The 15755-nt window shown below is 44.6% G+C and carries 14 protein-coding genes; 6 read left to right on the top strand and 8 right to left on the bottom strand.

The window, feature by feature from the left end; genetic code table 11:
* The first annotated feature begins 146 nt into the window (after window positions 1-146).
* From ABQ275_RS14895 to ABQ275_RS14885, 3 genes are all read left to right on the top strand, one after another.
* Window positions 147-1400, top strand: coding sequence for a hypothetical protein (locus ABQ275_RS14895; RefSeq protein WP_349313937.1), 1254 nt, complete (start codon window positions 147-149; stop codon window positions 1398-1400).
* A gap of 45 nt (window positions 1401-1445) precedes the next feature.
* A complete protein-coding gene (locus tag ABQ275_RS14890; RefSeq protein ID WP_349313936.1) occupies window positions 1446-3659 on the top strand; it encodes a DUF4838 domain-containing protein in 2214 nt (737 codons plus the stop codon).
* 430 nt (window positions 3660-4089) lie between these two features.
* Entirely contained in the window at window positions 4090-4545 is a 456-nt protein-coding gene (locus ABQ275_RS14885; protein ID WP_349313935.1) for a cold shock domain-containing protein, read from the top strand.
* 106 nt (window positions 4546-4651) lie between these two features.
* On the opposite strand, the gene ABQ275_RS14880 is transcribed toward ABQ275_RS14885, so the two are convergent.
* The gene (locus ABQ275_RS14880; protein ID WP_349313934.1) at window positions 4652-5203 is read right to left on the bottom strand and encodes a pyridoxamine 5'-phosphate oxidase family protein; all 552 of its coding nucleotides are present in this window, start codon (window positions 5201-5203) and stop codon (window positions 4652-4654) included.
* Between the two features lie 2 nt (window positions 5204-5205).
* Complete coding sequence (locus ABQ275_RS14875) at window positions 5206-5442, bottom strand: VF530 family protein (protein WP_349313933.1); 237 nt, start codon at window positions 5440-5442, stop codon at window positions 5206-5208.
* 124 nt (window positions 5443-5566) lie between these two features.
* On the opposite strand from ABQ275_RS14875, the gene ABQ275_RS14870 reads away from it, so the two are divergent.
* Window positions 5567-6448 carry a DUF4349 domain-containing protein gene (locus tag ABQ275_RS14870; protein WP_349313932.1) on the top strand — a complete coding sequence of 294 codons (882 nt, stop codon included), beginning with the start codon at window positions 5567-5569 and terminating at the stop codon, window positions 6446-6448.
* Window positions 6449-6455: 7 nt separating this feature from the next.
* Here ABQ275_RS14870 and ABQ275_RS14865 read toward each other — a convergent pair whose 3' ends face one another.
* The 3 genes from ABQ275_RS14865 to ABQ275_RS14855 form a co-directional block, all read right to left on the bottom strand.
* Window positions 6456-8774, bottom strand: coding sequence for a patatin-like phospholipase family protein (locus tag ABQ275_RS14865; protein WP_349313931.1), 2319 nt, complete (start codon window positions 8772-8774; stop codon window positions 6456-6458).
* Window positions 8775-8989: 215 nt separating this feature from the next.
* Window positions 8990-9442, bottom strand: coding sequence for a PA2169 family four-helix-bundle protein (locus ABQ275_RS14860; protein ID WP_349313930.1), 453 nt, complete (start codon window positions 9440-9442; stop codon window positions 8990-8992).
* A 58-nt stretch (window positions 9443-9500) separates the two neighbouring features.
* Window positions 9501-10295 carry an MBL fold metallo-hydrolase gene (locus ABQ275_RS14855; protein WP_349313929.1) on the bottom strand — a complete coding sequence of 265 codons (795 nt, stop codon included), beginning with the start codon at window positions 10293-10295 and terminating at the stop codon, window positions 9501-9503.
* A 126-nt stretch (window positions 10296-10421) separates the two neighbouring features.
* Between ABQ275_RS14855 and xseA the strand changes: the two genes are divergently transcribed.
* Complete coding sequence (xseA, locus tag ABQ275_RS14850) at window positions 10422-11861, top strand: exodeoxyribonuclease VII large subunit (RefSeq protein ID WP_349313928.1); 1440 nt, start codon at window positions 10422-10424, stop codon at window positions 11859-11861.
* On the top strand, window positions 11839-12051 hold the full coding sequence (gene xseB / locus ABQ275_RS14845; RefSeq protein WP_349313927.1) for an exodeoxyribonuclease VII small subunit: 213 nt from the start codon (window positions 11839-11841) through the stop codon (window positions 12049-12051). The genes xseA and xseB overlap by 23 nt, the downstream gene beginning before the upstream one ends.
* 8 nt (window positions 12052-12059) lie before the next feature.
* Here xseB and ABQ275_RS14840 read toward each other — a convergent pair whose 3' ends face one another.
* The 3 genes from ABQ275_RS14840 to ABQ275_RS14830 all read right to left on the bottom strand — a co-directional run bounded on the left by ABQ275_RS14840 (window position 12060) and on the right by ABQ275_RS14830 (window position 15670).
* The gene (locus ABQ275_RS14840; RefSeq protein ID WP_349313926.1) at window positions 12060-13214 is read right to left on the bottom strand and encodes a BamA/TamA family outer membrane protein; all 1155 of its coding nucleotides are present in this window, start codon (window positions 13212-13214) and stop codon (window positions 12060-12062) included.
* Between the two features lie 81 nt (window positions 13215-13295).
* Window positions 13296-14741 carry a c-type cytochrome domain-containing protein gene (locus ABQ275_RS14835; RefSeq protein ID WP_349313925.1) on the bottom strand — a complete coding sequence of 482 codons (1446 nt, stop codon included), beginning with the start codon at window positions 14739-14741 and terminating at the stop codon, window positions 13296-13298.
* Window positions 14738-15670 (bottom strand): TIM barrel protein, encoded by a 933-nt coding sequence (locus ABQ275_RS14830; RefSeq protein WP_349313924.1) that lies wholly within the window; start codon window positions 15668-15670, stop codon window positions 14738-14740. Before ABQ275_RS14830 ends, ABQ275_RS14835 begins: the two co-directional genes overlap by 4 nt.
* Window positions 15671-15755 lie beyond the last annotated feature (85 nt).

Here is a 15755-nt window from a genome sequence, read left to right as displayed (position 1 = left end):
AATACCCGTTGAGCGCACTCCGGCAAAGTCCCGGAAAACCAACACAAGGAAGGGGATTCAGGGAAATATGCTATATAAGGTTGATAACATCGTACAGAAAGGGCGCCCCTATTTCATTTAAATTTGGTCAATCATATATGAAAATTATGCAAAGAATTATTTTTATCCCATACTTGATCTGTTTGTTCCTCGCTTTTGCGAGCCCTGCTACAGGACAGAAAAACAATGATCAGTTTGTTATTACTGTTTATTCTCCACCGCCTGCTCCATTTATGAATGATGAGCAATACCGGTATATGAAAGAAGCGCACATCGACTATATTTTCAACATCGGAGGTGGGGTTACAAATGATAAAGAAGGTAATCTTAAAACACTGGATATGGCATCGAAATATGGCATGAAAGTGTATGTTTATGATGCCAGAGTAAATGGTAGTGTTGATGATATAAAAGCCATGGTAAACGACTATAAAGGGAATCCCAATTTAGTTGGTTATTATATTACTGACGAACCCGATTCTGCGCGGTTGCAATCAGTGATAGATACGTATAATACAGTAAAGGCAGCGGATAAGAAAGGGGATGCTTATGTAAACCATTTACCAGATTTTGCAGTACCTAATTATGTAGCATTCCTCGAAAGATGGATTAACGGCGTAGGTAAGGAAAATCTTAACTATCTGGCGTATGATAATTACCCTTATAAAAGATTACAACGCCTGGAAAAAACTTATTTCAATAATCTTGAAATTATTCGCACCCTCGGCTTGAAGTACAACATAAAAACATCCTCTTGTTTGCAATCTTTTGGGATGACTGTCAAAGGCCTTGAAGAGTTAAGAAGTCCGGATGCTGATGAAATGAGAATGAATGTTTATTCCAATTTGGCATATGGTGTAAAAAACCCTGTTTGGTATCCATACTGGACCTGGAATACACCTGGGAGTACTACCACCATGCATTCCTCTGTTATCGGCCCTGATGGAACCAAAACATATATGTACGAACCATTCAAAGCATATAATGGCCAAATGAAACAATTGGGCAAAACCCTTATTCACCTGGATGCACGCGAAGTATATCATACAGGAGATAGTTTATGGATAGGTACCAAGCAACCACCAGCCGACTTTTTATGTAAAGTATTGGATAAAGGAGCGGATGTGATCCTTAGCCATATGGTAAATCCTAAAACAGGGAAGGAATATGTGATGATTGTAAACAAAAACTTTAAGGCATCCCAACAATTTACTTTCCAGTTAAAGGATAGCGTGAAAAAAGTAAAGGAAATATCCAATATCAATGGAAAGGCAATAAAATCTGCATTTAACAAGGGTACACATCAAATGAAGGTAGCGTTTCTTCCAGGTGAAGGAAAATTATATGAGTTATCAGAATAACCAATAAGGTTATCCTTCTTAATTAAAATAATTAATTAAAGTAAAATGATGCGTTTATTATTACTAACAATTTTCGCTGCCACTATCCTTTCCGCTTGCTCACAAAGTGGGCATCTGGTAAAAGATGGCAAAAGTGATTACAAGATATTTATTTCTGATAAGGCTACTGCTCCGGAGAAACATGCAGCGGAAGAATTGCAAACCTATCTGCAAAAAGTAAGTGGCTGTAAGATAGCCATCACGCATGAACAGGGTAGTGATGAAAAGCTGATATATGTTGGGTTTAAAGATGCCCCTGCTACCATTACAGGCAATTTAAATCCGGCAGAATTTGGCAATGAAGAATACATCATTCGCTCGGATGGAAAAAGCCTGTTGATTGCAGGTGGAGAAACACGGGGCACCCTGTATGGTGTTATGGGATACCTTGCTGATTATGTAGGTTGCCGGTGGTATACACGTGATGTAGCTAAAATCCCTACCAATCCTACCCTTTCTTTGGCTAAAATAGAAGATCGTCAAAAGCCTGCCTTACAATATCGTGATATGGACTGGCGTGAATCCCTGGATGCCACCTGGGTTATTCATAACAGGCTTAATGGATTCAAGGTGGGTGATTCTTTAGGAGGCAATTATGTTACTTTTCCTTTTGTACATACTTTTAACCAACTGGTGCCACCTGCGAAATATTTCAAAACACATCCGGAGTACTTTTCACTAGTGAATGGAAAGCGTACTACAGCTCAGCTATGCCTCACTAATCCTGAGATGGTAAAAGTTGCTATTGCTACTGTATTTGACTGGATCAAAACACGTCCGGAAGTCAATGTATTTTCTATTGATCAAAACGATTTTGGTGGCCGTTGTGAATGTAAGCTCTGTTCGGCGCTGGATGAAAAGGAAGGAAGTCCTTCAGGTTCATTACTGACATTTGTAAATCAAATAGCCGACACCGTAGCCAAGACAAATCCAAAAATAAGGCTACAAACGCTGGCGTATGACTATACCGTTGATCCTCCTAAAAATATCCGTCCGGCAGATAATGTCATCATCAGACTTTGTCATTATGATTATTGCGCAGCTCATCCGCTCGAAGGTTGTACTAAAAACAAACCTTTCTTAGATCAGCTGAATCAATGGAAGAAAATTACAAAAGCAGGTATTACGATTTGGGATTATTACACGGATTTCCAAAATTACCTGATGCCATATCCCAACTTTGCATCATTTAGCCATGATGTAAAATTTTATGCGGATAATGGCGTAATGGGATTGTTTGCAGAAGGCAATGCCAATGGTGGTGCAGGTGAATTTGCAGAACTAAGATCATGGGTAATAGCCCAGCTGATGTGGAATCCTCACCAGGATGCCGCCAAGTTGGTAGATGAATATGTTGATAATGTATATGGGAAAGCAGCCAAACACATTGCCTCGTATATCAGGTTATTGCACGATCAGGTAAAACCGGATACACATTTCGGCATATGGCCTGAACCATTTAACGTAACTTATTTGAATCAGTCTACCATTCAAAAAGCAGACAGTATTTTTGCATTGGCTCAAAAGTCAGCAGCAGGCGACACCGCTTTGACTGCCCGGATCGACCTGGATTATCTGCCCATTTTATATACCAAACTTTATTATTTCGCCCAGGGTGGTACTGCCTATATCTCTAAAGAAGAATTGCCGGCTGCATTATCCCGGTATAATAATTTTGTAAGCAAATATCATATAACCGCCTTAGGAGCTGATGTAAACACCTTTGGAAGTTTAGATAAGTTTATTGAAAAAATTCAGATAGCGGCTAATACCACGTTTTATACAGATTGGTTAATAAGTGGACCATTTGATAATGCTGATCATAAAGGGCATGACAACATATATCCACCGGAACAGGGATTTGATTCCACGCAGACTTTCACAGGGGCGAAATACCAAAAGATAAGCTGGAAAAAATACCATGATAATACCACCGGGTATATTGATTTAAATAAAGTATATGGCCCTTCCGAAAATGTGGTGGCTTATGCCCGGCGAATTATCACACTTCCTGAGGCAAAGACCCTGAAGTTTGGCGTAGGCAATAACGATGGCATCAAGGTATGGGTGAATGGAAAGCAGGTATTTAACCTTGCTGCCGCAAGCAGCGGACCTAATCAGCATTTTTTTACTACAACGCTGAACAAAGGGGAGAATACACTATTGATAAAAGTTGATCAGTTAAAGCGTGGGTGGGGCTTTTATTTTGCCCAGCATTGAATAACAGTGGTGTAATTGACTTCTACCAAAATATGGTTTCCAATCATCAGCTTATAAATAAAAAGGTATAATCACATGATTATACCTTTTTATTTATAATGTTTTTGTAATATATGTTTTACTCATAGAAAGAGGAGGGACGGGGATTGATACATATAGCGGGCTGTACTGCATTTCACAATTCAAGAAAAATAACTATTTATGTATTGTGCATATAACACATGTGTTTAACTGTTTTTATTTGCGCCGAAGTAGCGTCACCTGCACAGTTTTAAACCGGGGAACCAGTAAAAGCGGGACTGTATTGCATCTCTACGTTTCAAAAAGTCGCCTTTTTTTTGTATCTTCGTGCTAATCTGGCTTGTCTGTTTCAATTAAAATGCCATTTAAACTGGTGAAACGGATGCAACGACCAGGCAAATAAAAAATTATGGGTAAATCACAAGAAACATTTAGTAAAAAAGAAAACGAAAAGAAAAGATTAAAAAAGAAGAAGGACAAACAAGAGAAGAAAGAAGAAAGGCAGGCCAACAACAAAAAAGGAAAAAGCCTCGAAGAAATGATGGCTTACATTGATGAAAATGGTAATATTTCAGCCACTCCTCCCGACCCAAGGAAAAAGAAAATCATTAATGTAGAAGACATCCAGATTGGTGTGTCCAAACAACCGGATATCGAAGACGGAGATCCTATTCGTACCGGTATTGTTACCTTTTTTAATGAATCCAAAGGTTATGGTTTTATCAAAGACCAACAAACCCAGGAAAGCATCTTTGTGCACATTAACGGATTGATTGATCCCGTTAAAGAAAACTCCAAAGTAACTTTTGAAGTTGAAATGGGACACAAAGGACCAAATGCTGTGTCTGTGAAAATAGCTAAATAGCATTTGCCTAAACCGCAACTACTGTAATCATTACATACCAAAGAGTTTTTTCCTGGTTCGCATAATGAACGACTATTGTGAACCTGGAAAAAACTGTTTATGCGGTTTAATTTTTCTTCAAAGACGTGGGTAGTCCATCCATGCTGATCATATTTTTCTCCGCTTTATATGCTTCCAACCCCGCTACACCTTTTTTCTCGGCCCATTTCGCAGCATGATCCCGCTCACCCGTATAATGATATAAAGGAACACCAAACCCACAAGAGGTTTGTACTTTGTGTATAGTTGCAACCACAATCTGACGGGTAGCCAACTGTAACTCAAAATGAGCCGACAAACTTTCCCATTCCGGATCACCGGGAAGCACCGTATAGCCGTCACCGTATAACCGGAGGATATTTGGCGCCCCTTCAAAAGCACAGAACATAAAAGTAATCCTGCCATTTTCCCTGACATGGGCAGAGGTTTCATTGCCACTACCAACAATATCCATATATGCTATCCGGTTGGGAGAGAGTACCCTGAAACTATCCAACCCTTTGGGTGATAAATTAACATGCCCATCGGCACTTAAAGGCGCCGTACCCACAAAGAACATTTTCTGTTCATCAATAAAATCACTATGAGGCGGCAGAATGCTATCACTAAACTTACCCATAGCTATTTCAATTTGTGATGCCTGAGCGAATATTTGTAGAAATCTTCTACTTTGGTTCTTGCCCAGGGCGTTTTACGCAGAAATTTCAGACTGGACTGTACCGACGGATTACTGGTGAAACAATTGATCCTGATATGCTCTCCTAACGCTTCCCAGCCATAGCTTTCCGCCAGATGTGTTACCATTTTTTCAAGGGTAATACCATGCAACGGATCATTCGATTTTTGTGGTGTGTCCATACGCGCTGTTTAGATACAAAGATAAAGCATCAGAAACGGTTGTTTATTTTTCGGGCATTTAATTTTAACATTTTTAAAAGGTTACCTTTTTCAGCGGGAAGTATAAAACGTAAATTATCCTTCTATGCGCAGTTCATTCCTTTATTTGGTTATTCCCGTTCTTACTTTGGCCGCCTGTGGCCAGTCCCGCTATGCTTCAAATGAAGAAGCCGCCAACAAATCAGCTGTAATGGATGATTATATCGCCTCTGCAGATTCCAGTGATTTCCCTGGTAATATGTCCTCTCTTTTATCGCCCTCGCGTAAACGCGTACGATCTGCGGATGTACGCTGCAGGGTGACCAATGTATTCACGGCAACGTCGCGCCTGGAACAGATAGTAACGGCTGTGGGAGGGGTGGTAGCCAGCAGCACTTTGCAGAATGAATATGTACACCGGCATGAATTACCCTATACAACAGACTCGTTAAAGAAAGTACAACTGTATACACCCGTTGCCAATCTCACGCTGAGAGTACCGGTACAACACCTCGATTCGGTTGTGCATACACTTACGTCCATGGCCGGTTTTATCGATCATCGCCTGCTTACGGACGAGGACATGACTTTAAGTTATCTCTCTAATTCCCTGAAAAATAATAAAGACAATCAGCGAGCCGGCAAGATTGCACCGGATAAAAAAACAACTGCACTGGATATCGCTAAATATGAAGATCAGAAAAATGAAAACGTGATAGACAGGCAGATGGTGAACCTGGGCATCCAGGATAAGGTGGCCTATTCCACCTTTACAGTGCAGCTTTTTCAGCCGGAAGTAGCAGATATACAAATCGTGGTAAACCCTGTACACCTTACCAGGTCGGGGTTTGGAACAGAAATACTAACCGCTGCCCATGATGGTGGTACCCTGCTGAGAAATATACTGATCACCCTTGTACAGATTTGGCCTTTCTGGATAGCTGCAGCATTTGGCTGGTTTGCCTATAAGAAATTGCTGGCTAAATAAATGGTGATCATCTCCCCATCCTGGCTATCACCGTATCAATCATACTGATTGTGGTAAGTCTTTTATCAATCCTTCTGATCGTTGTATCAGACATGAACCAGTTCATGGTGTAAGAAGGCTCACGGTCCGGAAACCTTGCCCGTAGAGGGTCCTGTTGCCATTCCAGGCTGTCTTTGTACAAAGGAATTTGCAGATAGGAAGCTTTCCGGTTATAATAGGTACTGATATCGCTGATGAAATGAGATAAACGTATATCGTTAACCGTAGTCTGCATGCCATAGGCGCCCACGATGGTCAGCACAGGAGCGAAGAGATCATTTTTGACCGGTGCCACACTTTGAAACGCTTCGCCGTCGGGGATTACAGGACTGTTGGTAATATGCAGCACTTTGAAATTTAACCGGCTGATCTGTTGATACAGCGCACTGGTATCACCATGTATGCGACGATCATCTTCTGCAATATTTATAATGCCGCGGATGATCTCCTGGATTACACCGGCGCCGGAATTATCAAAGTATCCGCCATCAACAAAATACTGGTTCTGTATTCTGCCGGCCGGACTTAAATAAGGGAACCGGGCGCCCAGTATGGCGCCGGAAGTGATGGTGATGTCCGAATCATGCCGTAGCAGGTTCAATACATCTACGCGGTTATTGAAGATGCCTGAATCCAGTCGCAGGTTAGTGACTACACCAGGGTTGCCATCCTGCATACGGGTGGTATTGATACAAAGTATAGGCATTACCGTTATACCTGATTTTATGGCCGGAAAGGAAGACATGGCAGCGTCAAAAGGTACCCGGTAAAGGGAGTCGCCGGCAACGTCCATACTTTTCTCAAAAGACTCTTCCAGCGCAGCGCCTCTGTCGGCATTCCGCGAAATCCGGATAATATACCGGAAGAAATCCGGTCCCAGCATCCGGGCAAATGTATAACTGAAATAGTCCTGCTTCAGGTATGCCATGGCCGACCTGGCATATAAGGGCGCCTGCTGGCTTTTATCTCTCAGTAAAGCGAAAAAGGTGGCTACGCCCACGCCCCCGCCGGAAGTGCCGGACAAACAAAAAATATGATTTGAAAACCGGTCGTTGTTATGCAGATTGATGGTGGAATCTTCTATCTTCCCCAATACCGCAGCGGTCCAGTAGGCAGAACGGGAAGCACCTCCGTTGGACATGACAAAGTATACATCATAACTGCTGTCTGCCGGTATCGGCCTGCTATGCAGCCATGCCCGCAGATAAGTATCCAGTGATGGGCGCTGGAGATAATTGTTTTCATTACCTGCTGCCTTGATCAGCTTTACATAATGCGTTTCTTTCAGCCCGAAAATGAGGGCGATTACGATAAACAGGAAGTGAAAACTGATCCGGTAACGCACGGAAAAAGCCGTGACGATATTACCAAACAGGAGCAACATGCCAAAGGCCAGCAGCAGAAATGGAAAGGGACCTGTTTTGCGGGCAAAGGTCAGGTTAAAGATCGACATGATATAGGCCAGGAGCGCGCCAACGCTGATAATAATAAACCAGCGGAAATAGCCTTTCTCACTTAGTGGAATGGAAAAGAAATCCATCACTTTGTCCAGCCAGGTATGAGAGCGTAGCAGGGTTTTCTTTGTATTTACTTCCAGGTCAAACCGCCGCAGGTGTATATACACCAGGAATACCGCATGCAACAGCAGCAGTAACCCAAGCAGCACGAGGATGCTCGTATGTGGAATGAAACTGGCCGCCACCGCAAGAATAAGCCATATAAAAAGCAGGATGTAGAACAGTGTCCGGAAGTAAGGTTTGATGGCCATCTTCGCCAATGGTCTGTTTAAAAAGTATAATCCTATCAGGCCCGCGCCAAAGAATATCCAGGCTTTGCCGATGCCTATCGGATGCAGCAATGCCGGTGATTGCAGCAATGCGAGTTCCAGGAACAGGAAACAGCTGTTGCCGATAATGCGGGGAAATTCGTCCAGGAAGGGTTGGCTGAGTTTGAAATAATCGTTGCGGGTATCGTAAGCGGAAGCGGCCTGCCCGGCAGATATAAGTGCGTCTTCCTGTAAGTCTGTAATCTGTTTTGATCGTTTGATGTATGCAACGATCCGTGCGGAATACCAGCTCACATATCCCCAGAAGCCAATGGCTAAAAAGAAAATGATGCGGATGCGGTATTCATTTTCTGTGAAAGCAACAATAACGTCTTTCCCCTGATCCAGTGTCCAGCTGATAAAAAAGATAAACAGCAGGAAAATGATGCCTGGAAAGAACAGCCAGAGCGCCTTCAGCAAATGAGAAATAAATCTCACTGATATACGAATCCATGAAAGCATAACAATGCAGTTTATTAGTTGGGGTTATAATGATCCGGGATACTGATCAGTATACTAATTTAATAAAAAATAAAGTGTGGGAAGGATTTTTTCCGCAATGGAAAAGGAGGAGGTTATTAAGATAAAGATTTCAATAAAACGCAGGCTGAGCCTATTGCTTTTTATTGAAATCCTTATCCCGGTTGTTGTTTTAAGTCCACATTATGGGCAAGAAATCAGGCTACCAGGTCACGGAGTGCTTTGATCTTGTCATGGGAAGCCTTTAGTGTTTGTTGCTGTTGGGTAAGCAGTGTCCGTATGTAACCTGGAATGTCGTCACTCAGAGCCGATTTATAGGCTCTCTGGGCCGCATCTTCGCCGGATTCACAGTTGGAGAGTATTGCGTGACGGTTATGGCCGGTAAAGGCTGCTTTCAGGTCCGTCCATGCTCTGTAAATTGTACCGCTTGCGGTAGCGCCCTTTTCCATATCACCACCGGCAGCCTGTACTTCCACGCCCAGTGCATTCCTGAGATCGTGGCTTTCACTGATCATTTGTGTGAAAAGTGCCTTCAGGTCTGCATCTTCAGCGGTCGTTTCTTTCAACGCCTGTTCATAGCCGGCTATGCGGTCGTTATTGATAGCAATCAGATCATTTAAAGTTTCGATGATTTGTTTTGATGTTTCCATGGCTAAAAAGTTTTATAGTTACTGATGATAACCATAAAACATGCCAGCGGATACCCGCTTACACCATTTCACAGGAGGGGATGCCGGTGGCATGGATCTGGAAAACCGCTGTTTCTGCGTAGCGCGAGGCAACGACGATCTTCACACCATTGGCGTGTTCATCAAATAATTCCTGTACGAGGAGGGGGTTGTTATTGTCCTGCGAAAGATGGGACAACAGCAGGTGACTCATAAATGCCGGCCGGTGGTTGACAAATATTTCCAGGGCCTGTTTGTTGGAAAGATGTCCTTTCCCTCCACGGATGCGGTTCTTCAGGTAGTACGGGTATCTTCCCTGCTCCAGCATCTGCTCGTCATAATTTGCTTCCAGGAAGGCGGCGTGGCATTGCTGGAAGTGACGGATCACATGTTCACAAGGCGCACCTATATCTGTGAAGACCCCAATATTTACTTCCTGGTTACTCACAATAAAGCTGTGTGGTTCTGATGCATCGTGCAGTTTGGGAAAGGCGGTCACAGATAATCCGCCTATTTGTACAGGCTCATAGGCGGTGAATGAACTCACCAGTTGCTCGTTCAATACCAATCTGCCGCCGGTGAGTGTTCCCGGCGTAATGTATACCGGTAACCGGTATTTTTTTGTTATCACCGTAATACCCCGGATATGATCTATATGTTCATGTGAGATGAATACAGCTTTTACTTTATCCATCGACAATCCCAACCGGAGCATCCGCTTTTCCGTTTCCCGGCAGGAGAGTCCCGCGTCCACCAGTACCGCTTCGCTGTTATTACCAATGTAATAACAGTTGCCGTTACTGCCCGAATTCAATGATGTGATTAACAATGACATGCTGCCAAAGTTAAAACTATCATCCTGATTTTCCCGGAGGTATTTATAAGGGCATTTTAGCGGAAATGACATGAACGCTGCTCCGGTGATGAACAAACATGCTTTTCATTATCTTTACCGAACGCCATGATCGCATCCGAATCCATAAAACTTTCTGCACTTACCGGCAAAATTCAGCAGGCACTCTCCGAAGTGTTTGCAGAACAAACCTATTGGGTATTAGCCGATGTAACCAATCACTCTTTTTATCAGCAAAAAGGGTATCATTATTTTGACCTGGTGGAGAAAGAAGAAGGTTCCAGTACCATCGTAGCCAAAGTATCTGCTGTGGCCTGGGGAAATGGCGCCATCCGCATCCGGGAATTTGAAACCGTTACAGGGCAGCAGTTTAAAAATGATATTCATGTACTGATCCGGGTTGCCGTCAGCTATCACCAGGTGCATGGGCTACAGATCACGCTGCTGGATATTGATACCAGCTTTACAGTCGGACTGCTGGAACAACAGAAACAACAAACCCTCATCCGCCTTACTACGGAGTGCGCAAGCTTCATCCGTAAAGTGGGCGACCAGTATATTACGCGCAACAACCAGCTGGCTTTCGGGGCAGTGATCCAGCAGATTGCTGTGATCACTTCCGGTAATTCCGCGGGCTACCAGGATTTCAGGCATACGCTGGATCATAACCGTTTCGGCTATACGTTTAAGATAGATACGTATTTTACGGTTGTCCAGGGAGAAAACAAAGCGGAACTGGTACAACAGCGGCTTATCGATATCTACAACAGCCGTGTTCCGTACGACGCGGTTGTTATCATCCGTGGCGGCGGCGCGCAAACCGACTTCCTCCTGTTTGATACCTTTATCCTGGGCAGGGCGGTAGCCAAATTTCCTATCCCGGTGATCACAGGTATAGGTCATCAGAAAAACGAAACCATCACGGATATGATGGCGCACAGTCCCACAAAAACGCCTACGAAAGCAGCGGAATTGATCATCGCACATAATAAATCTTTTGAAGATGCGGTGGTGGGTATACAACAAACGATTCTCATAAAATCGCAGCAGCTTTTCTCCGGGCATTTCCAGGCACTGGCTTCTTTGAATGCCGCTGTGATCAATCAATCCAGGACCATTTTAAACACGCATAAAGAAGTGTTGCATGGTTACAACAGCGCCGTACTGAATGCTTCCAGGTCTATTTTGCTGAACCGCCACCGGGAGCTGATCAGCGTATCCAATGCGGTGTTGTCGAAGCCCCGTATTATCGTAGCCGGTAAGCAAAACGATCTGGCCAACCTGTTGGGTAACCTGCGTTCTTTTAACCGCCTGTATACACAACGTAAACGGGGAGAACTGGCACACTACGAAACCCTGTTTAAACTGATGAGTCCTGTCAACATCCTGAAGCGGGGTTTCGCCATCATATACCAGGATAAAAAAATTATAAACAATGCGCTTTCCCTTTCACCCGGCAGTCAAATCAGCGTATTGCTGCAGGATGCTGAACTGGAGGCCACCATCACCGCAAAAAATATAAAAGATGAGCCAGGAACTGACTTATGAAGCCGCTTATAGTGAGCTGCAAATGATAGCAGAAGAAATAGAAAACGAAACCGTTTCCGTGGATATACTGGCAGAAAGAGTAAAGCGCGCGTCTTTACTGATTGAGTTCTGTCAGCAGAAATTACGTGCTACCGAAGCAGAAGTAAATAATATTATTAAACAGATGGAAGGAAACAGGGGAGAGAAGTAACCTGTTTATTAAAACACTTCATTGATCCCAAAGTAAAAACCGGATTGGTCTTTTCCCATACCGTAGTCCAGCCGGATATTGACACGGTTTTTAAATTCCCAGCGGTAGCCGATGCCATAGCTGATGAGCGACTGGCTGAGTGTAAAGACTTTAAATTCCGGGTATACATTGCCGGCGCCTATCCACGCAACAGCGCCGCTCCGGCGATAAATCTTTTGCCGCAGCTCTGTTTGTGCGGCTATCATGTTTTTGTCGCGGAAACGCCCTTCGTAATAGCCGCGCAGCCGGTTGGAGCCGCCGGCTTCCGACATCATATTCCAGGGCACATCGCCGCTGTGTTCATCTCCATACAAATCAGTAGCCAGTATGGCCCCTTTCCATAGTTGACGGTACCAGTTGAATTGCACCTCAAATTTTGAGAAAACGGCTTTGTTGCCTAGAAAAGAAGGATAGGTGCGATAACCAAGCCGGACAAACACCCCTTTAGCGGGATTGGGAATAAAGTCGCGGGTATCGTAGACAAAAAAAGGTCCCAAACCCATACCAAATACACGTTCCGGTTGCATCAGGGGTTTACCTCCAGCGGTATCTATGCGGGTGGCATGGCCGTTTTGTGCCTGCAAACCAATACCTGCAAATAATTTCCCGTTGAGATTTATACTGAAATCGGCCTGTATTTTTTCTGTCAGCAGTAAATAGTCCGTATAGCCGTTCTTGTTATTGCCGGCATCGTAACCGATACCCCAGTATTTATCCGGGCGGGAGCTGAAAGACGCTTTCACGGCCAAACGGAACCGGTCATGCGGAAAGATGGTTGTACTGTTAATACCGATACCATAAAAACCGGTAAGGGATATGGATGAATAAATGGCAATATTGGAAACGGGCAACAGGCTGTCTCTGCTGTCAGTACTGTATTGTGCGGCAATCATGGCGGCAATACCCAGGCTGGTTTCAGGTGTGTAGATGGGACCACCTATAATACTGTAGTCGAGCTTCTTTTTTTGCTTTACCTCGTTGGTGTGTTTGAGATAATGCAAAATCCGGTTGTGGATGCCCCTGGGAGGGCGGATAGTCAGGATCGTGTCGACAGGTGGTTCCTGCCGGGCATATGCCTGTAAGCTAAAGCAAACGATTATAAGAATCAGTGTATTTCTTGTCATGACAACGGCAGTACACCGAATATAACAAGATTTGGAGAAACAACATTACGCAGGTTGTCCGACCTGCGTAATGTTGTTTATTCAGGATTGAATCCTTCTATAGACGGTTGTATCCGATGCCAGTTGTTCCATCTGAGACGCCCCGGTATCTATCAGCAATTTAGGCATGGTTTGTTGTAATTGCTGCATAGTAGCTGGCTGTATGCCTGTCTGATACAGGTATATCTGTTGTAGTTTTTTGTTTTTTCCGAGAGATAATATTCCGGCGTCAGCTATTTTTGTACCGGTGAAGTTCAGATAACGGAGTTCAGTGCAGGCTGCCAGTGGATCAGGAAGATTCCCTTTCATGGCAGTATGTTTTAGTTCCAGTCTTGTCAACTTGGAGAGCTTGGCTATGGTGGGGAAGGCGGCGTCTGTGATACCGGTACCCGACAGGTCCAGCCAGATCAGTTGTGCCTGTAAAGGCAGCAGCAATGCCATGTCCTTGTCGTTGAAATCAATTGCGTTGATACAACTGACCGCTACATAGTTACTTTCTGCGCCTATCGGCATTACTTTTACGCCTTTGGCTTCCAGGGCCGCTATGCTTTTTTCGCTGGCTTTACTTACGGCTACTTCAGGTACGAATTCATTTTTATCCAGCGGGCGTGAAGGGACCATGCCGGCCAGTACTGCCTGTATGCGGGCTGTTTTCGGCAGATCCTTTACAGCTTTGCCTGTGGGTGCTCCCTGTGCTATCCACCAGTAGAGCAGCTCCAGTTCCTGTGGCGCCAGTTGCGGTTTGCCTTTGGGCGGCATGCGGTGTTCATCATTTTCTGATAAAATCAGCCGCTTATACAATTCACTTTCTTCCGGCAGGCTGTCTTTTAATACAGGGCCATGTTCACCGCCCCGCCGGATCTGTTCCAGCGATTCCAGCCGGAGTCCACCTTTCAGCTTCTGTTCATTATGACAACCATAGCAACGCTCCGTTAATACCGGTACTACCAGGTCTTCATATAATTTTGCATCGCCGATATTCGTATAGGTGGCTACGTGAGTGGAACGTGTATCGTTGCCCGTTAGTTTGCGCAGTCCCGGCGGCATGGCCTTGGTAAGATAGTCCTCACCATGTGTGAGGGAGCCGCCATAGTGACCGGCAGCACTGAGCAGTAATACCATCACCAGGAAGAGAGGGAGCTGTAGTTTGACAGGCCCCTTCCTGATGGCGATTTTTTCCAGTATGTATAAAAGGATGCTGATAACGGCAACGCCTATACCAAGCCATTGATGTGTTTGTAATAACTGGTCGTCATATCCTCCATCGAGTGACAACATATACCCGGCTATGCAGCTGTACACCGCTGAAATAGCTGCGGCGAGCAATACAGGTGGCAGCGCAGCTTTCAGGGAAGCACGCCCGCTGCTGCGCGCCAATACGGCCAATACAAAAGCAATGATCAGGATTCCGATAGGAAGATGTACCACCAAAGGATGTGATCTACCCATAAACATACTCCAGCTGCCGGCATCTGCTAATAGTCTCATTTCTTACTGTAACGTTGTTTAAGTTGGTTCATCATGTATACATTAATCTCCCATTGATTCGCTACTGGTTGCCGCGTATAGGGCAATGCAGGCAGGTAATCTACCGGGCCAAATTCTGTCAGGATTGTCAGCGGCTTACCGGCTGCCTGATGGCGTTTCACAACCTGATCCCACCAGTCAAAATGTGCATTCACGGCGCTTTCCCATTCCGGCGCCCTGGGATCATTTACCTGTGGCCCTTCCTGGTGGCCTATGCGTGCATGGATATGAGAGGTGCGTTCCAGTGCGCTGGCAACGGCTTCCGGCTGATCGTGCAATAATGTTTCGTGTACATTGCACCAGTGGGAAATATCCAGCGTAAGCCGCAGGTCAGGCTTTGCAGCAATAAACTGACGGGCTATATGAGCGGCAAACAACATGCGCGAACGATGTGTTTCATGATAAATGGGGATACCGGATTTTTTGGAGAGACCGGTAGTGAAGTCTATCAGCGCCGCATTCTGATCAAAGGTGAAATAATCTCTTCCGGAATGACAGTTGATATACAACGGCTTTTGTTTGCTTTGGACAGCGGCTTCCAGTGCGCCTTTAAACTGAGCCGCATGTTTACTGTAATCACTGTCGCTGCCGCCGCATAAATAGCCTACCTGCAACTGATGCTTGGCCAGTGCGGCAAACAGTTCATCCTGTGCTGCTTTTTCGGCCGGCCACCATACCTCAATACCATCATAGCCGGCTTTTTTTGCTTCACCGCAAAACTGATCCACTGAGCCATGAAAGCCCCAGCTGGTAGCCATAATGAGCAGCTGAAAGCCCGCAGCAACCTGCGTTGTGGCTGCAGCGGCACTGAAAGAGGGGAGGGAAGGAAGACATAGCGCCGATCCTATCAGTGCCGTTTGTTTTAGAAAATTTCTTCTGTCAGGAACCATAGTATTTTTTGATTTAGGAATTTAGATATTTATTTAACTGTGCAATCATCCATTTAATTTTAGGGATTAAATTTCTGAATTTCCA

Source organism: Chitinophaga sp. MM2321, assembly GCF_964033635.1.
In the GTDB taxonomy this organism is placed as follows: Bacteria; Bacteroidota; Bacteroidia; order Chitinophagales; family Chitinophagaceae; genus Chitinophaga.
Note: the sequence above shows the minus strand (reverse complement) of the source record. Positions and strands in the feature narration are given on the sequence as shown.